The 19,816-nt window shown below is 51.6% G+C and carries 19 protein-coding genes and 1 other annotated feature; of the genes, 13 read left to right on the forward strand and 6 right to left on the reverse strand.

The annotated features are described in order from the left end of the window. The first annotated feature begins 7 nt into the window (after positions 1-7). A complete protein-coding gene (locus KNP75_RS04440) occupies positions 8-1,024 on the forward strand; it encodes a PTS sugar transporter subunit IIC (protein ID WP_214797296.1) in 1,017 nt (338 codons plus the stop codon). A 50-nt stretch (positions 1,025-1,074) separates the two neighbouring features. Here the strand turns inward: KNP75_RS04440 and KNP75_RS04445 are convergent, their stop codons facing one another. Then, the gene (locus KNP75_RS04445) at positions 1,075-1,407 is read right to left on the reverse strand and encodes a hypothetical protein (RefSeq protein WP_114167197.1); all 333 of its coding nucleotides are present in this window, start codon (positions 1,405-1,407) and stop codon (positions 1,075-1,077) included. A 114-nt stretch (positions 1,408-1,521) separates the two neighbouring features. Between KNP75_RS04445 and KNP75_RS04450 the strand changes: the two genes are divergently transcribed. The 6 genes from KNP75_RS04450 (at position 1,522) to KNP75_RS04475 (ending at position 6,220) form a co-directional block, all read left to right on the forward strand. Further along, positions 1,522-1,833 (forward strand): thioredoxin family protein, encoded by a 312-nt coding sequence (locus tag KNP75_RS04450; RefSeq protein WP_034778277.1) that lies wholly within the window; start codon positions 1,522-1,524, stop codon positions 1,831-1,833. A 5-nt stretch (positions 1,834-1,838) separates the two neighbouring features. Then, positions 1,839-2,630 (forward strand): DUF1444 family protein, encoded by a 792-nt coding sequence (locus KNP75_RS04455; RefSeq protein ID WP_215189944.1) that lies wholly within the window; start codon positions 1,839-1,841, stop codon positions 2,628-2,630. A gap of 48 nt (positions 2,631-2,678) precedes the next feature. Then, entirely contained in the window at positions 2,679-3,299 is a 621-nt protein-coding gene (gene ytpR / locus KNP75_RS04460) for a YtpR family tRNA-binding protein (protein WP_138859168.1), read from the forward strand. A 53-nt stretch (positions 3,300-3,352) separates the two neighbouring features. Then, entirely contained in the window at positions 3,353-4,270 is a 918-nt protein-coding gene (locus KNP75_RS04465) for a hypothetical protein (protein ID WP_215189945.1), read from the forward strand. A gap of 88 nt (positions 4,271-4,358) precedes the next feature. Continuing rightward, the gene (gene murC / locus KNP75_RS04470; protein WP_034778269.1) at positions 4,359-5,666 is read left to right on the forward strand and encodes a UDP-N-acetylmuramate--L-alanine ligase; all 1,308 of its coding nucleotides are present in this window, start codon (positions 4,359-4,361) and stop codon (positions 5,664-5,666) included. A 101-nt stretch (positions 5,667-5,767) separates the two neighbouring features. Next, the gene (locus KNP75_RS04475) at positions 5,768-6,220 is read left to right on the forward strand and encodes a Dps family protein (RefSeq protein ID WP_034778268.1); all 453 of its coding nucleotides are present in this window, start codon (positions 5,768-5,770) and stop codon (positions 6,218-6,220) included. 39 nt (positions 6,221-6,259) lie between these two features. On the opposite strand, the gene KNP75_RS04480 is transcribed toward KNP75_RS04475, so the two are convergent. Continuing rightward, positions 6,260-7,372, reverse strand: a complete 1,113-nt coding sequence (locus tag KNP75_RS04480) for an aminopeptidase (protein WP_034778267.1) — start codon at positions 7,370-7,372, stop codon at positions 6,260-6,262. A 172-nt stretch (positions 7,373-7,544) separates the two neighbouring features. On the opposite strand from KNP75_RS04480, the gene KNP75_RS04485 reads away from it, so the two are divergent. The 4 genes from KNP75_RS04485 (at position 7,545) to ccpA (ending at position 11,172) form a co-directional block, all read left to right on the forward strand. Then, positions 7,545-8,069 carry a DUF948 domain-containing protein gene (locus tag KNP75_RS04485; protein WP_034778266.1) on the forward strand — a complete coding sequence of 175 codons (525 nt, stop codon included), beginning with the start codon at positions 7,545-7,547 and terminating at the stop codon, positions 8,067-8,069. 22 nt (positions 8,070-8,091) lie between these two features. After that, on the forward strand, positions 8,092-8,802 hold the full coding sequence (locus tag KNP75_RS04490) for a YtxH domain-containing protein (protein WP_034778265.1): 711 nt from the start codon (positions 8,092-8,094) through the stop codon (positions 8,800-8,802). A gap of 138 nt (positions 8,803-8,940) precedes the next feature. Continuing rightward, on the forward strand, positions 8,941-10,032 hold the full coding sequence (locus KNP75_RS04495) for a bifunctional 3-deoxy-7-phosphoheptulonate synthase/chorismate mutase (RefSeq protein ID WP_034778264.1): 1,092 nt from the start codon (positions 8,941-8,943) through the stop codon (positions 10,030-10,032). Positions 10,033-10,158: 126 nt separating this feature from the next. Beyond that, positions 10,159-11,172: a catabolite control protein A gene (gene ccpA / locus KNP75_RS04500; RefSeq protein WP_034778263.1), complete on the forward strand. Its 1,014-nt coding sequence runs from the start codon at positions 10,159-10,161 to the stop codon at positions 11,170-11,172. Between the two features lie 49 nt (positions 11,173-11,221). Here ccpA and KNP75_RS04505 read toward each other — a convergent pair whose 3' ends face one another. Genes KNP75_RS04505 through KNP75_RS04515 form a run of 3 tightly spaced genes read right to left on the reverse strand, consistent with a single transcriptional unit; the run spans position 11,222 to position 13,662 of the window. Next, entirely contained in the window at positions 11,222-12,391 is a 1,170-nt protein-coding gene (locus KNP75_RS04505) for an acetoin utilization protein AcuC (protein ID WP_214706433.1), read from the reverse strand. Beyond that, positions 12,388-13,020, reverse strand: coding sequence for an acetoin utilization AcuB family protein (locus KNP75_RS04510; protein ID WP_214753029.1), 633 nt, complete (start codon positions 13,018-13,020; stop codon positions 12,388-12,390). Before KNP75_RS04510 ends, KNP75_RS04505 begins: the two co-directional genes overlap by 4 nt. A 12-nt stretch (positions 13,021-13,032) precedes the next feature. After that, positions 13,033-13,662, reverse strand: a complete 630-nt coding sequence (locus KNP75_RS04515) for a GNAT family N-acetyltransferase (RefSeq protein WP_034778259.1) — start codon at positions 13,660-13,662, stop codon at positions 13,033-13,035. A 155-nt stretch (positions 13,663-13,817) separates the two neighbouring features. Between KNP75_RS04515 and acsA the strand changes: the two genes are divergently transcribed. Then, the gene (gene acsA, locus KNP75_RS04520) at positions 13,818-15,524 is read left to right on the forward strand and encodes an acetate--CoA ligase (protein ID WP_214823160.1); all 1,707 of its coding nucleotides are present in this window, start codon (positions 13,818-13,820) and stop codon (positions 15,522-15,524) included. Between the two features lie 44 nt (positions 15,525-15,568). Here the strand turns inward: acsA and KNP75_RS04525 are convergent, their stop codons facing one another. Continuing rightward, positions 15,569-18,061, reverse strand: a complete 2,493-nt coding sequence (locus KNP75_RS04525) for a transglycosylase domain-containing protein (RefSeq protein ID WP_215189946.1) — start codon at positions 18,059-18,061, stop codon at positions 15,569-15,571. Between the two features lie 168 nt (positions 18,062-18,229). Beyond that, positions 18,230-18,427, forward strand: a binding site (T-box leader). Positions 18,428-18,474: 47 nt separating this feature from the next. Between KNP75_RS04525 and tyrS the strand changes: the two genes are divergently transcribed. Beyond that, positions 18,475-19,722 (forward strand): tyrosine--tRNA ligase, encoded by a 1,248-nt coding sequence (gene tyrS, locus KNP75_RS04530; RefSeq protein ID WP_215189947.1) that lies wholly within the window; start codon positions 18,475-18,477, stop codon positions 19,720-19,722. Positions 19,723-19,816 lie beyond the last annotated feature (94 nt).

Raw genomic sequence — 19,816 nt, forward strand, 5'->3', positions numbered from 1 at the left:
GATTTCCATGTTTAAGAAAAAAGGGATCACGCTCAGTCCGTCGCTTTATTTTGTGACGGCACTCAGTTATATGGCACTCGGCTTATTCAGTACGCTCATCATCGGCTTGATTATGAAGACGGCGGGTGGACAATTGCTCGAAACGAGTCTGTCCGGTTTCGGGTCGACGCTCATCGAGATTGGTGATGTGGCCATCGGCTTGACCGGTCCGGCCATCGGGATTGCAATCGCCTATGCGCTTCAAGCACCGCCGCTCATCTTGTTCTCGGCGCTCGTCGTCGGGGCGTTTGGTTACGAGTTCGGGCCAGCCGGCAGTTATGTGGCGACGTTGCTCGCTGTCGAGGTATCCAAACTCGTCTCGAAATCGACGAAACTTGATATTTTGGTCACACCGTTCACGACCATTGGCGTCGGTTATTTGGCTGCAACCTATATCGGTAAGTATGTCGGCTTGTTCATGACGCAGCTCGGGACGTGGATCGAGTGGGGCACGGAACAACAGCCTTTGTTCATGGGCGTCGTCGTCGCGACACTGATGGGACTCGCGCTCACGGCACCGATCTCGAGTGCGGCCATCGCGCTCATGCTCGGCTTGAGCGGCATCGCGGCAGGCGCGGCGACGGTTGGCTGCGCCGCCCAGATGGTTGGCTTTGCGATCACGAGTTATCGGGACAATGGCATCGGCGGTGCGATCGCCCAAGGGATTGGTACTTCGATGCTTCAAGTCGGCAATATCGTGAAGAATCCTTGGATCTTGTTGCCGCCGACGATAGCGGGGGCGGTGCTCGCCCCAATCGCGATTCTGTTGTTCGAGCTCGAGAGCGTCGCGGCTGGTGCCGGGATGGGGACGAGCGGACTCGTCGGTCCGATTGTCATGCTCGAGACGATGGGCTTCAGTTGGCACATGTTCATCGTCGTCTTCGGCTTTTTGATTGTCGGTCCGGCAGTGCTCAGTTATGCGGTCTATCAAGTGTTGGTCCGGATGAATCGGATCCGGCCGAACGATATGAAAATCGAATATTGAGCGACACGAAAGAGAGCGTCCCGGCGAATAAGCGGGACGCTCTCTTTCGTTCACCAACCGAAAAGATTTCGGACGGTCTCGACGGTTTCACGAGGGACGCGGAAGCTCGCCAAGAATAAGACGAGCAAGACGACATAGACGGGGAGTAAAAACCGTTTTCGAATGATCGGCAAGGCACGGACGAGGCGTTTGCCGACCCGTTCGAGTATGTAAATCACGGCGAACCCGACGACGAGCCATACTAAAATCTCGCCTCGCGTCTTGTCCGTATCGATGAACAAGTAACCGTAGCGCAGAATCGCCAGCATACCGATGACGCCGACGAGTTGCTCGAGCGGATGTTTCATTTCTGGATTCAACTGTTCACGTGTCCATTTTGTCATGACTTCACCTTTTTCACGTAGTCTTCGCTCCCGATGATCATAAAACATGAGAGCGGAATGTGACAACGGACTTATGCTATCATGAATGGGGAAAAAAGAACAGGAGTGGTGAACATGAAACAATTGACAACGATGAACGAGTATACAGAAGCAAAACAAGGGAAGAGCATCTTGATGTTTTCAGCGACATGGTGCGGCGATTGCCGTTTCCTCGATCCGTTCATGCCAGACATCGAAGCGAAGTTCGAAGATTGGACGTTTTACTACGTCGATCGTGACGACTGGATGGAGCTCGCACAAGAGCTCGACATTTTTGGGATTCCGAGCTTTGTCGCCTTCAACGGCGGACAAGAAGTCGACCGCTATGTCGGACGCGAACGGAAGACGCCTGAGCAAGTCGAAGCCTTCCTTCATGGGTTAGGGTGAGCTAGATGGAACGGAATGAATTACGTCGCCATCTCGAACGCCGGTTTACGGAAGGGTACCGGACCTCGTATGACCGTGAGAACGAGGTGTTGCGCATCGAGCGGTCCACGGACCGCTTCGGCGTCAACATCCGTCTCGCCCCGCTCGTAGCGAAAGCGAAAGTCCGGGGAGAAGTCGCCATTGAAGAGGTCGTCGACTACATCAAGACAGCGCTCTCGGCCGACGATGCGGTCACACTCGCTGGCAATGAAGTCAACATTTATCCCGTCATCCGTTCGGCCTCGTTCTCGACGGAGACGAAGCGTGGGGAAGCACTTGCGATGACGCCACATACAGCTGAGACGGCTGTCTTTTATGCACTCGATTTGGGCAACGGCTATCGCTTGATCGAAGAGCGGCATTTGGACGGGATGCCTTTGACGCGTCTTGACGAATTGGCACGGGAGAACGTCAAGAAGTTGCCGACCGATTTAAAAGAAGATACCGTGGCCGGGAATACGTTCTATTTTCTGGCTGCTCGGGACGGGTATGAAGCGTCACGGATTTTAAATGATGAGTTTTTGCGGGTCATGGAGCGCCGGATCGAAGGCGATATGCTCGTCGGGGTACCGCATCAGGACGTGATGATCATCGCGGACATCCGCAACGATCAAGGTTATGATGCGATGCAACAGCTCATGTTCGACTTTTTCACGAATGGGCGGATTCCGGTGACGGCTCTTTCTTTCCATTATGAGGACGGCGTTCTCGAACCAATTTTCATTGTCGGAAAAAAGAACCCACCAACGGACGCATAATCTGCTAAACTATTTGTGTCTAGTTTGAAAGAAGGGGCGTTTTTACGTATGCAAATTAATGCTTTTTATAACCGTGAAGGAATCGGCGATGTCCTCATGGTCTTGTTAAGAGAAGGCGATCGCCACCACCAAGTCGTTGAACGGAAAGATGATGTCGCCATCGTCAAATCGACGACGGGGAAAGTTAATGGCTATAACATCTTCAATGCCAGTAATTATTTTGACGTCAGCGACTGGCACGGGCCGGTCGAGTTGACGGCCGAGTTGATTGAGACGCTCGGTGTCATCTTGCGTAAACAAAATATCGAAGCCGAGCTTTCGGGCGTGGACTTCACCCCGAAATTTGTCGTTGGCTACGTCAAAGAAGCTGAGAAGCACCCGGATGCGGACAAATTGTCGATCTGTCAAGTTGAGACCGATCAAGGTGATGTCCAGATTGTCTGCGGCGCACCGAACGTCGCGGCCGGCCAAAAAGTTGTCGTCGCGAAACCGGGAGCGGTCATGCCGTCTGGTTTAATCATTCGTCCATCGAAGTTACGAGGTGAAAGTTCACACGGGATGATTTGTTCAGCGCGAGAATTGAACTTACCTGATGCACCGCAAGAAAAAGGGATTCTCGTATTGGATGACGAATATGAAGTAGGGAAAGCATTTGAAATCGGTCGCTAAATTCGACCGATTTTTTGCTAAATAGGATTGAGTGAAAAAGCGAGGAATCAAGTATGGATGCATATGAACGTTCATTAAAACAACAAGCAGACCGAATTCGACGCGAACTATCCCAGGAAGGGAAGAAAGGTGCGCCTGCACCGAAGCCCGAGCCGAAGGATGAATTTGTACCGTCGGATGTGCCATCTCCGATTTATGGATACGCCCGACCGAAACCGAAAATCATTCTGCCGACTGAACATTCTCCGGAGACGCGTGACGATTCAGCGATCCGCCAAGCAAAGCGAGTGGCCGTCCCGGTAGAGGAAGTGTCAGAAGCGGTGCCGCCAATCGTAGAGGCTGAGCCTAAGAACGAACCGGTAATTGATTCCGTAGATGAACCGGTGGTGGAGTCAGTAGACGAATCTGTGATGGAATCAGTTGATGAAGCTGTGGTTGATTCAGTAGATAAATCCGTGCCGACCGTCGATGATGCGCCGACGTCACAGCCTGACCTCGATGTCGCAGCGGACGAATCGCCATCAGCGGAGACGCCAAGCGAAGAGACGATTATTTCCACGGAAACGATCGTGGAAAGCCCGCTCGTCTCTGAAGACGAGACAGCTGAACAAGATACTAAACCGCTCCTCGGGGAAGTCTCGATTGTAGAGAGCGGGTTCGCCTCTGTGTTCATGGGTTCGACCGATTTGAAATCATCGAAGATTGCCGTCCGGGAAGAAAAGCAAGACGTGACCGAAGAGGACGTTTCGCTCGATGCACCGGTTGAGACGGTGGCCCCGGTTGTCGAAGATGTTGCGAAAACATTACAGACTGATGAACCGATTGAAGTGCCTGACGAAGAAGAATTGACGCCTGCGATGAGCGTCTCTTATAAAGCGGAAGGCCCTCCGCTCAATGTCATGATGACACCGCAAGACCGGATGGCGATGTATAAGAGTCGTCGTTTGGCGAAAAAAAACAATAATCTGTAATAGCATGACTCCTGGAGTTTTGCTATAATGACAAAGGTTTGTCGCATTTTTTCAACAGACCGCAATGAATTAGGGGGGCTATTTACAGATGAACCGTTATCACTTCGTCGGAATTAAAGGAACGGGCATGAGTCCTTTAGCTCAAATTTTAAATGACATGAACAATGAGGTCCGAGGTTCGGACGTTGACAAAGCATTTTTTACTGAAGAAGCATTGAATCGCAAAGGAATTGAAATCCTTCCGTTTGATCCTGAAAATATTACCGAAGGGCAAATCGTCGTACAGGGCAACGCCTTCGCTGACGATCACCCTGAAGTCGTTCGAGCGCGCGAGCTCGGATTGACGATATACAAATACTATGAGTTTCTCGGCGAATTGGCCGACCACTACACGAGTGTCGCCATTACGGGATCTCATGGTAAGACATCGACGACAGGTCTGTTGGCTCACGTCATGCGCGGCATCGAGCCGACGTCGTTCTTGATTGGCGATGGCACAGGAGAAGGGGTCGAAGACTCGAAGAACTTTGTCTTCGAAGCATGTGAGTACAAGCGTCACTTCTTATACTATCGTCCAGACTACGCTATCATGACGAACATCGACTTCGATCACTCGGATTATTTCTCGGGTCTCGATGACGTCATCGATGCGTTCCAAGAGATGGCGAAGCAAGTGAAAAAAGGCATCATCGCTTGTGGCGATGATGAGAACCTGCAACACATTCAAGCAAACGTGCCAATCGTCTATTACGGTTTCGGTGCCCATAACGACTTCCGTGCCGAGAACGTGAACTCGACGGACAACGGAACAACGTTTGACGTCTACTTGCGTGACGACTTCTATGGGACGTTCCGCATTCCGGGATATGGCAACCACAGCGTCTTGAATGCCCTTGCCGTCATCGCGACGTGTGACTATGAGAACTTACCGAAAGAATTGGTTAAAGACCGCCTCGAGACGTTTAACGGCGTGAAACGTCGTTTCAGCGAATCGACGCTCGGAAACCAAGTGTTAGTGGATGATTATGCCCACCATCCACGGGAAATCAGCGCGACAGTCGAAGCGGCACGTAAAAAATACGCCGGGCGTGAAGTTGTAGCCATCTTCCAACCACACACGTATACACGCCTGAAGTCATTCATGGATGATTTTGCTGCGGCATTAGCCGAAGCGGACGCGGTGTACTTGTGTGACATCTTCGGTTCGGCTCGCGAACAAGAAGGTACCGTCACGATCGAAGACTTGCAATCGCGTATCGAAGGCGCGAACGTCTTGAAGCGGGGCGGGGTCAGTGTCTTAAGTCAACATAAAGACGCGGTTCTCCTGTTCATGGGAGCCGGAGACATTCAAACGTACCAACGTGAATACGAGAATCACGTCCAACTCGAAGCGTGAATCGAGAGCGAATGGCTTAAGCCGTTCGCTTTTTTGTGTTTAACATCAAGTCAAGACGGTAATAGTATTAGCGACTGAATTTGGAAAAGGAGATGTTAATGATGGCAAGCCAAGGCGCATTGAGCACATTGAACAAAGAGGTGGCCAACTATGGCCTCTTATTCGTCAAACTGCATAACTACCACTGGTACATTAGCGGACCTCACTTCTTCACGTACCATGAAAAGTTGGAGGAACTGTATAACCTCGTCGCTGAACTGTACGATGACGTGGCGGAGCGGCTCTTGATGAATGACGGCGAACCGTATGCGACGATGAAAGAATATCTCGAACATTCGACGTTGCAAGAAGGGGATCGCCATGCGGATACCGATCAAATGATCAAGGACGTGATCAGTGACTTCAAACAGATCCGTCAAGAGATGCAAGACGCGATGGAAAACTTCGAAGACGGGGACGAAGCCATCGAAGACACGTTCGTCTCTCATATCGAGCGACTCGAGAAAGAGATTTGGATGATGTCGGCAGCGCTCGGCAAAAAGACGAAGCTATAATGAAAACAAGCGTGCCGATTGCGGCACGCTTGTTTTTTGTTATTTCAAATTTTCTGGATTGAGTGGCAAGAGCGAGTCGACGACAAAGCGTCCGTCCTTGCGAATCAATACGTCATCGAACCAAATCTCGCCGCCGCCATAATCAGGACGTTGGATGTTGACGAGATCCCAGTGGATTGAAGAGTCGTTCCCGTTATAGGCGTCGTCATATGCCTGGCCTGGTGTGAAGTGGAAACTACCGTCAATTTTTTCATCGAACAAGATATCTTTCATCGGGTGTTGGATGTACGGGTTGACGCCGATGGCGAATTCGCCGACGTAGCGTGCGCCTTCATCCGTATTGAACACGTCATTGATTCGGTCGGTGTCATTCGCCGTCGCGTTGACGATTTTTCCGTCTTGGAACGTCAACGACACGTTCTCGAATGTGAAGCCATGATACGGAGATGGCGTGTTATACGTGATGACGCCGTTGATCGAGTCTTTGACCGGCGCTGTGAACACTTCACCGTCCGGAATGTTCATCTGACCGGAACACTTGATGGCCGGGATATCTTTGATCGAGAAGCTGAGGTCCGTTCCTGGCCCTTTGATCGTGACACGGTCGGTCTCGTTCATGAGCGTGACGAGTGCGTCCATGGCCCGGTCCATCTTGCCGTAATCGAGCGTACAGACGTTGAAGTAGAAGTCCTCAAACGCCTCGGTCGATTTGCCGGCGAGTTGCGCCATCGATGGGGACGGGTAACGCAGCACGACCCATTTCGTTCCTTTGACGCGGTCCTCGGTATGCATTTTACCGATGGTGGCCCCGACGAGTTTTTGTTGCTCGGCCGGAACGTCTGATAACTCGTTAATGTTGTCACCGGCCCGAAGTCCGATATAGGCGTCCATGGCCTGCATTTGTTTGCGCTCGATGTCGGCCATGAGCTCAAGTTGCTCTCGGCTTGCTCCGCTGTAGAGCTTACGCAAAATACGGCTCTCTTTCAACAAGACGAACGGATGCCCCCCGGCTTCGTACGCCTTCTCGACAAGCGCTTCGACGAGCGACTCCTCGACACCAAAATTTTCGATTAGAACGCGTTCCCCTGGCTTCAATTCGACCGAATAATTGATCAATCCGTCGGCGAGTTGCGTGATTCTTGGATCTCTCATACGTCCACCCCTTTAACTTTTTTAAATTTATTTCTATTTTAGTGTAATCGAAAACATAAAAACGGGTAAAGGAATAATCAGACCGGATGGCGAAAACGGTTGTGACAAATCTTTTCAGTCATAATGGTGCTATAATGAAAACACCACATTATCGAACAGGAGGAATGGATGCATGGAAATCACATTAGGAGGCATTGCAGGGCTCATCGCGGCACTCGCATTTGTCGTACTCGTATTTTTCTTGGCACGTGTCTTGTCGAACGTCAATCGGACACTCGGCAGCGTCGCCAACACGACTGAAAACTTAGAACGTCAATTAGACGGAATCACAATGGAAGTGACGGCGCTCTTACATAAGACGAACCGTCTTGTAGATAACGTCGAAGAGAAAACAGAATTGCTCGCACCAGTGGCTCACGCGCTTGATGAGCTCGGCACGTCGCTCAACGAAGTGACGGAGTCGGTACGGACGGTTTCTTCTTCTGTTCACGTGGCAGCAGACGAAAATAAAGAACAGATCGCCCAAGCGGTACGATGGGGATCTGTCGCTGTAGAATTATTTAAGAAAAATAAAACCGAGACATCTTCTGACGAACGACCATCACGTCGTCGCGGACGTCGAGACCGGAAACAAGAACAAGAACCGACAACGGTCTCACCAGGCTTGATTGCGACAGACGATACAATCAAATCATAACCATCACAAGGAGGAAGTAACGATGACATACGACAAGAACAAAACATATAACAACGAACAACAACCGAGCGGTGGATTTTTGGCAGGTGTCGTTCTTGGCGGCGTAATCGGCGCGGCCGTTGCACTCCTCACATCACCGAAGAGCGGTCGTGAAGTGCGTACGTATTTAGACGAGAAGACGGCGACGTCGCGTGAGCGATTGACGGTCAAATCGAAAGAAGTACGTGAAAAAGCGGAGCCGGTCGTCGGCGAATGGATCAAAGTGGCCAGCGATAAAGCAGCGCCTGTCTTGAACCTCGTCAAAGATAAGGCCCGTGAAGCAGCCGAATTGAAGCAACAAGTCGACGAAGACGAGTTGTCAATCGAAGAAGCGATGGAGAAAGCCGATCAGCTCGTAGCCGAGGCAGAAGCTGAAGTGAAAGAACAACTCGACCGCGCTTCAGAAGATCAGTCGAGCGAAACAAAAAAATCGAACGACTCAAACGATTCATCGAAAGCAGACGCCAAAACGGATGCCTCATCTGATAAACCGAAGTCATCAGAAAGCAAGCCGAACGCGAACAAAGCAAACACAAACAAATCGGCAGCGAACAAACAAGAAGCATCAAGCAGCCGTGATCAGTCAGAAGACTATGAATCGGATTTTGAAGCCCCTGTAAAAGACTTGCTCGACGATGAGTCGAAACAAGAATTAAAGGACTTGAAAAACGATCTTAAAAACGGCAACAAGTGATGCATTGAGCGTCCGGACCATCCGGACGCTTTTTTTTTGTTGATTTTGTGTCGCTAGCCCATTTCCCTATGACAAAGCGGTTAAAGTTCGATATAATTAGGTTTCTGGAAAGAACGGCTTAGAAATGAGAGGGTATTTATGAGTCCACAAGATCAATTGAATCGTTTACGTCGCGAGATGGATGAGTTGAATCGTGAGATGCTCGACTTGCTCAGCCGCCGCGGCACGCTCGCTGTCGAGATTGGTAAAGTGAAACGTCTGCAAGGCGTCGAACGGTACGACCCGGTCCGGGAACGAGAAATGTTAGACTTTATTGCGGCATCGAATCCTGGTCCTTTCGAGACGGCTCGCTTGCAGCACTTGTTCAAAGAGATGTTCAAAGCCTCGGCCGAGCTTCAAGGAGAAGACCGTGATAAGACGTTGCTCGTCTCGCGTAAGCGTCAAGCCGAAGATACGATTGTCACGCTCGATGATGTCACGATTGGGAACGGACGTCCGCAATTGATTGCGGGACCGTGTGCGGTCGAATCATTTGAACAAGTGAATGCCGTCGCTGAAAAGTTAGCGTTGTCTGGTGTCAAAATCTTGCGCGGCGGGGCGTATAAGCCTCGAACCTCCCCATATGATTTCCAAGGACTTGGGTTTGATGGATTGCAGCTGTTGAAACAAGCAGCGGATCGCCACGACTTGCGGGTCATCTCGGAGATCATGACACCAGGTGCGGTCGAGTCGGCCCTCCCTTATGTGGACATCATCCAAGTCGGCGCGCGTAACATGCAAAACTTCGATTTGTTGAAAGAAGTCGGGAAGACCTCAAAACCGGTCTTGTTGAAACGCGGTCTCGCGGCGACGATCGAGGAGTTCATCTATGCGGCGGAGTACATCATGGCGAGCGGAAATAGCCAAGTCATCTTGTGCGAACGCGGGATTCGGACGTATGAGCGGGCGACACGCAACACGCTCGATATTACGGCGGTACCGATTTTGAAGCAAGAGACGCATTTACCGGTCATGGTCGATGTCACCCATTCGACGGGACGACGTGATTTGTTACTGCCGGCGGCCAAGGCGGCGCTTGCGGTCGGAGCCGATGGCGTCATGGTCGAAGTGCACCCGAATCCGGCGATTGCCTTGTCGGATGCCCAGCAACAACTCGATTTCGACCAATTCGATCAATTCGTGGACGGGCTTACGGCCCAGTTCCCTCAACTTGATTTGGTGAAAAAGTAAGCTTTCCAATTGGAAACGTTTTATATAGCGTGAAGACAGGGTAAAATGATGACAGATACCTGTCTTCCTTTTTTGACACGTTTTTTGAAAATCGTTTGAAAATCATTGCTTGTAGGAGGAGTTATAATGAATAGTAATAATGTAACCATCTATGATGTCGCACGAGAAGCCGGGGTGTCGATGGCAACCGTCTCACGCGTCGTCAACGGAAACCCGAACGTCAAACCGACGACCCGTAAGAAAGTCCAGGACGCCATCGACCGTCTTGGTTATCGTCCGAACGCCGTTGCCCGCGGACTCGCCAGCAAGAAGACGACGACGGTCGGCGTCATCGTCCCTGATATCTCGAACATCTTTTTCGCAGACCTCGCGCGTGGGATTGAAGACGTGGCGACGATGTACAAGTACAACATCATTCTCGGGAACTCGGACTCGAACCGTGACAAAGAAATCCATTTGTTGAACACGTTGCTCGGCAAACAAGTCGACGGCATCATCTTCATGGGTGGACGTCTGCACGAAGATCTCGTCAACGAGTTCAAGAAGTCGCCGGTGCCGATCGTCCTTGCGGCGACGCTCAACCAAGGATATGACCTTCCGGCGGTCAACATCGATTACGAGCAGGCAGCGTACGATGCGACCGAAATGTTGATCGGCCACGGCCACAAACAAGTTGGCTTCATCACAGGACCACTCGAGCAACAAATCAATGGCGAGAAGAAATTCTCTGGTTACCGCCGTGCCCTTGACGACGCCGGACTCCCGTTCCGTGAGAGTGACGTCGTCCTCGGGAATTACACGTACGCATCAGGCCTTGAGGCGATGCAGAAGATGCTCGAACGTGACGATTGCCCGAAAGCGATTTTCGCCGGCACGGATGAGATGGCACTCGGTGTCATTCACGCGATTCAAGACGCCGGTTTCTCGGTCCCGAACGATTTTGAAGTCGTCGGCCATGATAACACGCGTCTCGCGACGATGATTCGTCCGAAATTGACGACGGTTGTCCAACCGATGTATGACATCGGTGCCGTTGCCATGCGTCTCTTGACGAAAATCTTGAACGCCGAAGAAATCGAAGAGAAAAACGTCGTTTTGCCGCACCGCATCGAACGTCGTGATTCGGTACGTCAAGACTGAAAAAAATCCCCTTGCCTGTCGGAGTCACTCCGCAGGCGAGGGGATTTTTTTAGACATATAATGATTTGCGATCGTTCGAGATGAACGGCCAAAAGGCGCGTTTCGACACTTCCCAATTCTTCTCCTCGATTTGTTGCTTTCGTGGAATGTGTTGGAACGTGTACGCGTGGTCATCCCACCGCGTCGGCAACGTTTGATCGGCTTTGGCCTGCCATTGTTCAATCCATTCGACCGGGATGTCACCACGATACGGTGCCTCACGCGTCAGGCCGGCCCATACTTGGGACCAGGCGCGCGGCACCGTCCGATACCAGTCATACCCGCCGCCACCAAGGGCGACGAGGCGACCTTCCGTGTACTCATCGGCGAGTCGAGAGGCGATTTGTGGGATCTGTTCGAACGTCCGAATCGTCGAGGCGAGGTGTGTCAGCGGGTCGAACGCATGGGCGTCGGCGCCGTTCTGTGTCAGGATGATATCGGGTTTGAACCACTCGCACGCTTCCCGGAACACGGTCTCGTAACAGCGCAGGAAGGAATCATCTTGGGTGAACGCATCGACCGGGACGTTCCAACTGTATCCATAGCCGTTCCCGTTACCACGCTCCGTGACCGATCCTGTCCCAGGAAACAAGTAGCGGCCGGTCTCATGGATGGATAAGGTCATCACATCCGCATCGTCATAAAACAGCCATTGGACGCCGTCACCGTGATGGGCATCGGTATCGACGTACAAGACACGCGACCCGTACGTCTGACGGACGTGAGCGATGGCGACGGCCGCATCGTTATAGACACAAAAACCTGACGCTTTTCGTCTCATCCCGTGATGCAGACCGCCCCCGACGTGAAACGCACGCTCGACTTTTCCGCTCGCGACCAAGTCAAGGGCGTGCATCGTCCCACCTACCAGCCGGGCCGCCCCTTCATGGATGGTTGGGAAAATCGGAGTGTCTTCAGTACCGAGCCCAAATTTGTTCGCTTTCAACGTCGACAGCTCACCTGCGGCAGCCGCTTGGACCGCCTCGATATAATCGAGGTCGTGCACGAGCGCCAGCGACTCGACTGAGGCGAGGGGAGGAGCGATACACTCGGAGGCCTGAAGCTTACCTGAGGCGATCAGGAGAGACGTCGTCAGCTCCAGGCGAATCGGATTGAACGGATGATCTTCGTGAAAGCGGTACGAGTTCTCGTTCTCGCCGAATATGTAGGCCGGTCTCATGGGGACATCTCCGGACCGAGCACGTCGAAGCCCTCACGCTTCAACCGTTCGATGATGCGGAGCGGATTCATCGTCTGCACGCGGAACGAGATGATCCGTTTATATGGGTCGGCCGTCGGGTGGACGAACACGTTGATGATATTCACGTTCGTCTTGGCGAGGAGCCGTGTCACTTTCTCAAGCGTGCCGGTCGTATTCTCGACTAAGATTTCAATTTGTGAACTTGGCTCGAGTGCACCGGTCAATTGGACGAAATAACGCAATAAATCTGTCTCGGTCAACACGCCGACGAGCTTTCCTTGTTCGATGATTGGAAGACACGTCAAACGATATTCATAAAACAAGGCGGCCGCGTCTTCGAAAAAATCGTACGGGTGCGCCGTCGTCACATCTTGACGCATGATGCTCGAGACGGGGTTTTTAAAGTCAGCGCTCTCGCTTTCGGGGTGGAACACACTCGTCGCACCGCTCATCTCGAACTGGCCGACGATTCCGACGACTTGACGGGCCGGATTTGTGACGATGAGATGGCGTACTTTGTGGTCGCGCATGAGCTTGGCCGCATGGGCAATCGTGTTGGTCGGTTGAATCGTCACGACATGACGGTTCATCATTTGTTCAATCAGCATCCAGATCCCTCCTCAGTCATACATGAACCGGCGTCGCAGCCGGAGTGAATCGAAGTGGTCAATCGTCTCTTGCCGGACGTTCTTGCCAATCCGTGCCATGAGACAGTTGGCCGGGTGCGAAGCGATCTCCGGGTCGTCGGTCGGGAAGAAGACGAGCCCGCCGTGGTTCATCATCTTCTCCATCACTTTCCGATAGTCCCAAATGGAGAGTCCGCTTCCTTTTAGATCCCAGTGCCAATAATATTCCGTCGTCAAAATCAGGAAGTCGTCCATATGTGGATCCATCATCGACACTTCGAGCAGCTGTTTGCCGATCCGTTGACCGCGGAAGCGCGGACTCACTTCGATGGCGCCGAGCTCGAGAATGTAAGGGTCGTTCCCTTCGCTCCAACGTTCATACGGGTCTGGATATAAATACGTCACGTAGCCGATGACGAGATTGTCGACGCGGGCCACGATAATGCGACCTTCTTTCAAGTCAGCGATTTCGACGAGGGCCTTATGTTGGTCCTCTGGTTCACGAAATGCGGTCAATCCCTCATCGAGGCGATACGTCGCCAGTACATCGCTTTCGATGGGTCCATCGATGATTACGGCTCCGAGTGAGGTTTCCCACACCTTTGAATGATATTGTTTTTCCATGGAGTCACCACCTTTTCCACCTTCTATTATAGCGCTTTCATTCTCCTTCTTTCACGCTCTTTTGGAGATTTTGGAAATTCATTGATTTGTCACAATATTAACACTATACTGAAAGTGGTTATACCATTCATTACAGGGGAGGCGAATCTTTAGCGATGGAAAAATTGAAAGCGTTATCAGGGGAACATCAATTGGCGTCGTATGAAGAGGCTTGTCAGTCGTTCGAGTGGACTCAAGCAGAAGCACTATTTTCTTGGAATTTGACGGGGAACGTCAACATGGCGTACGAAGCGATCGACCGTCACGCCGAAGGTGAACTTGCCACAAAACTGGCATTGCTCTATTTCGATGGGGAACGAGAAGAGCGCTATACGTATGAAGATATGAAACGAGAAAGCAATCGGTCCGGAAACGTTCTGAAATCGGTTGGAGTGGAGAAAGGCGACCGCGTCTTCATCTTCATGCCGCGGAGTCCAGAACTTTATTTTATTTTGCTCGGCACACTTAAATTGGGCGCCATCGTCGGTCCGTTGTTCGAGGCGTTCATGGAACAAGCCGTTCACGACCGTCTGCTCGACTCGGAAGCGAAAGTCATCGTGACGACCGAGGCGCTCTTGCCGCGCATCCCGGTCGATCAGCTCCCGCACTTGGAGACGATTTTGATCGTTGGCGACGGGGTAGAAGAAGCCGGGAAAATCATCGACTATCGCAAATTGGCGGCTGAAGCTTCGACTGACCTCGACATCACATGGGTCGACCGTGAGGACGGCATGATCTTGCATTATACGTCAGGGTCGACCGGGAAGCCGAAAGGCGTCCTGCACGTCCATAACGCCATGGTGCAGCACTTGATGACGGGAAAATGGGTGCTCGACTTGCAATCGGATGATATTTACTGGTGCACGGCCGACCCAGGCTGGGTGACGGGCACGAGCTACGGGATTTTCGCTCCGTTCTTGAACGGGGCGACGAATGTGATCGTCGGGGGACGATTCAATCCGGAGTTCTGGTATTCGGTCATCGAACGGTTCGGGGTCACCGTCTGGTACAGCGCGCCGACGGCGTTCCGGATGCTCATGGGTGCCGGCGAAGAAGCGTTCGAGAAATATGATCTATCATCTCTCCGCCATATCCTCTCGGTCGGTGAACCGCTCAACCCGGAAGTCATTCGTTGGGGGAACGAATCGTTCGGGTTACGGATTCATGATACGTGGTGGATGACAGAGACGGGTGCGATGATGATTTGTAACTATCCGACGATGGATATCAAACCGGGTTCGATGGGGAAAGCCATCCCGGGTTGTGAAGCGGCCATCTTAGACGACCGCGGTCAACCGCTCCCACCACATCGGATGGGCAACTTGGCCCTCAAGACGCCGTGGCCGTCGATGATGCGGAAGATTTGGAAGAACGACGCCAAGTATGAGAGCTATTTCTGGGGTGATTGGTACGTCTCAGGCGACTCGGCCTATATGGACGAGGATGGTTACTTCTGGTTCCAAGGCCGCGTCGATGACGTCATCATGACGGCAGGCGAACGGGTCGGTCCGTTCGAAGTCGAGAGTCGTCTCGTCGAGCACCCGGCAGTTGCCGAGGCCGGTGTCATCGGGAAACCAGATCCGGTCCGTGGAGAGATTATCAAGGCGTTCATCGCGCTCCGTAAAGGCTATGAGCCGTCAGACGAGCTGAAGACGGAGATTCAAAAGTTCGTCAAAGAAGGGCTCGCGGCCCATGCGGCCCCGCGTGAGATTGAATTCAAAGACAAGCTACCGAAAACACGAAGCGGGAAGATCATGCGTCGCGTCTTGAAAGCCTGGGAATTGAACCTTGAGACAGGTGACTTATCGACAATGGAAGATTGAACGACAAAAGGTCGACACGCGATGTGTCGACCTTTCTTGTCGAGTTAGGCGCCGTCTGCAGCTTCGGCGTCTTCTTTCTTCTTGTCTTCCTCAGCCTTTTTCTCGGCCTCGGCTTTCTTCTTGGCTTCTTCTTCAGCTTTCTTCTTATCGGCTTCAGCTTTTTTCTTCGCTTCCGCTTCAGCTTTCGCTTTAGCCTCAGCATCTGCCTTTTCTTTCGCAGCAGCGTCAGCTTCTTGTTTTTCTTCAGCCTCTTGTTTCTTCTCTTCGGCTTCTTGTTTTTCTTCAGCTTCTTCTTTCTTCTTCGCCTCTTCTTCGGCTTTCTTCTTGGCTTCCTCTTCTTTCTTCTTCTTCTCTTCGACTTTCTTCTTCTCAGAGAATGAGCCAGAGTCACCAAAGTCGCTTGCTCTTACACTAGCTGGTTGCACAAAGCGGGCGTTCGAGTTGAATACTTCTGGGCTGTCGAGGTAGACATTGTTAGCAATTTTAGACCACATGCCTTGTGTCCGTTGATAGTATCGTCCATATCCTTGTCCATCGACTAGACCATTTTCTTTGTCATATCCTGTCCAGACGGCGAGCGTGATGCCTGGGGTCGAGCCGACCAAATACGAGTCACGAATATACTGAGTCGTACCGGTTTTCCCCATCCAGTCGCCAGGGACGTTCAAGAGTGATTTGGCGTATGTCGCTGTTCCTGACGTGTAAACGTCGCGGAGCATATCGACAATCAAGTAAGCGGTACGATCTGAATAGATGCGTGTCTTCTTCGGATTCTTCTCGTAAATCACCTCGTCTTGATATTCGACGCGGTCAATGATATACGGTTCGACGTGTTCGCCACCGTTGGCGAGCATCGCGTAACCTGATGCAAGTGCTGCTAGCTTTACTGAACTTACACCGAGTGCCATCGATGGCGCATCACGTGTATCGTCTGGGACGTTCATCCCCATTTGAAGAAGTTTCTCTGTGTCACTTCTAAAGTCAGCCTGTTCCTCGTAGATTTTCACAGCCGGTACGTTTCGAGATTGTTTCAACGCATCACGCGCCGTCATCGGCCCTCGGAATGTTAAATCTTCATTGTTGATTTCAACGGTGTTTGGGTTTGATCCATTTTGATATTTATATTTTTCATCAATGATAACCGTATCGGTAGTAATGAGGCCTTTCTCGATCGCGTTAGCATAAACGAGAAGCGGTTTTGCCGTCGATCCGATTTGGCGCTCCATTTGACGCGCTCGGTTGAAGTCATCAGCTTTTCCGTTCACATAACGACCACCAACGAATCCGAGGATGCGACCGGTCTTGTTGTCGAGCATGATGGCGGCGGTTTGCTCCGGACCTTGCTCAGGGTCGACTTTTGGTGAGTTATTTGGTCCGAAGTTATTGACGTTCCGGGCCGGTTGTTGCATCGATTCGTGCACTTCTTTATCGAGGGACAAATGAATCTTGTAGCCACCTTGACGGAGTGCGTTGTGGGCGCGACGTCCGTATGTGTTTAAAATCTCTTTTCGGTCATCTGCGCTCAATTCGTTCAAGTTAACGCCGTCTTGTTTAAGCATATGATCCCGAACGATAATGAGGGCATCTTCTTCAGCCCATTGCACAACATACGGATAGCGATCACGCGGCTTCGATTGCGTCTTCATGAAGTCTTTTGTGATGTCATAGTTGTATGCAGCGTCATAGTCTTCTTTTGTGATTTTCCCAGCGACGTACATCCGGTTGAGTACCGTTTTCATCCGGTTGATGGCCGGTGACACGTCCTCTTTAATGACACCGCCTTGATAATACGGTGTATACAGGAACGGGTTTTTCGGGATCCCAGCGAGGAAAGCGGCTTGTGGCAACGTCAACTTCTCAGCCGATGTATTGAAGACACCGCGAGCGGCTGCTTCAATCCCTGAGATGTTGCGTCCCATCGAGTTTCGTCCGAATGAGACGACGTTCAAGTACGCGTTCAAGATCTCATCTTTGTTCATTGCTTTCTCGAGGCGAAGGGCGAGTAAAATCTCTTTCGCTTTTCGTTCGAACGACACTTCGTTCGTCAGCATCTGGTTTTTGATGAGCTGTTGGGTGAGCGTTGAGCCACCGGTCCGGTCTTCCGACCCGGTCGCTTCTTGTAAGATGGCGCGAAGTGTCGCTTTTGGCACGACACCGTCGTGCTCGTAAAATTCGACGTCCTCTGTCGCGAGTAACGCATCGACGACGAACGGAGAGACTTTCTCGACGGCGACGGGAACGCGTACTTCATCCGTCGTATAGTTTCCGATCCGTTCACCGCTTCCAAAATAAATGTCAGAAGTCGATGAGTAGGTGTTGATTTGCGACGTCATCGTCTTATATGCGGGTGCCGGCATATCCTTGACGAGGGAAGCGAAATAACCCGCTCCGATCCCGGCGCCTAAAAATCCAATGAGAACGACCGATATAATCGTTAAGAGCAGTACGTTCCACGATACATCGTAAAATACATTGGCATAACGGCGGGCTTTCAAGGACTTTGGTTGGTTCCATGTGTCTCGAATCTTTTGCAGCATGACAGCCTCCTTAATATGGTGTAAAACTATTTTTGACAGTAATATATACGATTATAGCACAAGTCCTTCCTGACCTTACCCCGAATCGACTACCGGATGCAAGTTTCCATATTCTCGGTTGACAATTTGGAAATGGAACTTATAAAATGTAAAGCATAGTCCATAAACAAAGATGCTATGAAGAAAGCGAAGTAGTCGACTGACCGCTTGTCCAGAAAGCTAGTGGGTGCTGTGAACTAGCCAATGTCAGCCGATGAATTACACTTTTGGAGCGTGCCGTTCGGCCGGGTCGAGACCGTTATCTCTCGCTACAAGTGGCCACAGCTGTGGCAATTAGGGTGGTACCGCGGAATCTCCGTCCCTTCTCAATATGAGAAGGGGCGTTTTTTATGTCAATTGAAGGAGTGGAACAGATGGAATTATTGAAGGATTTAGAATTTCGAGGTCTCGTCAACCAAATGACGGACGAAGCAGGATTGAAAGAACAGCTGAACAAACCGACGACGCTTTACACCGGGTTCGACCCGACGGCGGACTCGCTCCACATCGGGCACTTGCTGCCGATTTTAACACTCAAACGTTTCCAAGAGGCGGGGCACCATGTCATCGCGCTCGTCGGTGGGGCGACCGGCATGATCGGTGACCCGTCAGGACGTTCGGACGAGCGTTCGCTCAACACGCTCGACACGGTCAAACAATTCTCGGATCGAATCAAAGACCAATTGAGCCGCTTCTTGCCGCTTGAAGGAGAGAATCCAATCTCAATCCGCAACAATTACGAGTGGACGGAAGAGTTGTCGATTATCGACTTCTTGCGCGACATCGGCAAACACTTCCCAATCAGTTACATGCTCGCCAAAGACTCGGTCGACTCGCGTTTGGAGAACGGGATCTCGTACACGGAATTCTCGTACATGCTCTTGCAATCGTTCGACTTCTTGAAGTTGTACGAAACTGAGAACTGCCGTCTTCAAGTTGGGGGCAGCGACCAGTGGGGCAACATCACGGCCGGTCTCGAACTGATTCGTCGCTTTGGTCACTCGGAGAAGGCGTTCGGTTTGACGGTACCGCTCGTGACGAAGTCGGATGGACAAAAATTCGGTAAGACGGCCGGTGGTGCGGTCTGGCTCGACGCCGATAAGACGACACCTTACGAGTTCTACCAGTTCTGGATCAACGTCGACGACGCCGACGTCATCAAGTTCATCAAATACTTCACGTTCTTGTCGCATGACGACATCTTGGCTCTTGAAAGCGAAGTGGCGTCTGCACCGGAAAAACGTATCGCCCAACGTCGCCTCGCCGAAGAGATGACGAAACTCGTGCACGGTGAAGCAGGCCTCGATCAAGCGCTCCGCATCACGGCGGCATTCTTCAGCGGTGATTTGAAGGCGCTCAAGCCAGAAGATATGGATGCTGCATTCAAAGGCATGCCTCAGTTCGAACTTGACGGCGAACGTAACCTCGTCGATCTTCTCGTCGAAGCGAAGATTGCGCCATCAAAACGTCAAGCCCGCGAAGACGTTCAAAACGGGGCGATCTACTTGAACGGGGAGCGCGAACAAGCGCTCGATAAGACGGTGACACGTGCCGATACACTTGGTGAGTTCACGGTCATCCGCCGAGGCAAGAAAAAATACTTCGTGATCCGTCACGTCTGATGCATTCGTCCATGTCCCAAATGTTGCGGACATGGACGTTTTTTTATATCTCAAATTGGTTTCGGTCTGATACGATGGCAAGTATAGACGATAA

It is taken from the genome of Exiguobacterium sp. s6 (assembly GCF_018618155.1).
Taxonomy (GTDB): domain Bacteria; phylum Bacillota; class Bacilli; order Exiguobacteriales; family Exiguobacteriaceae; genus Exiguobacterium; species Exiguobacterium mexicanum_A.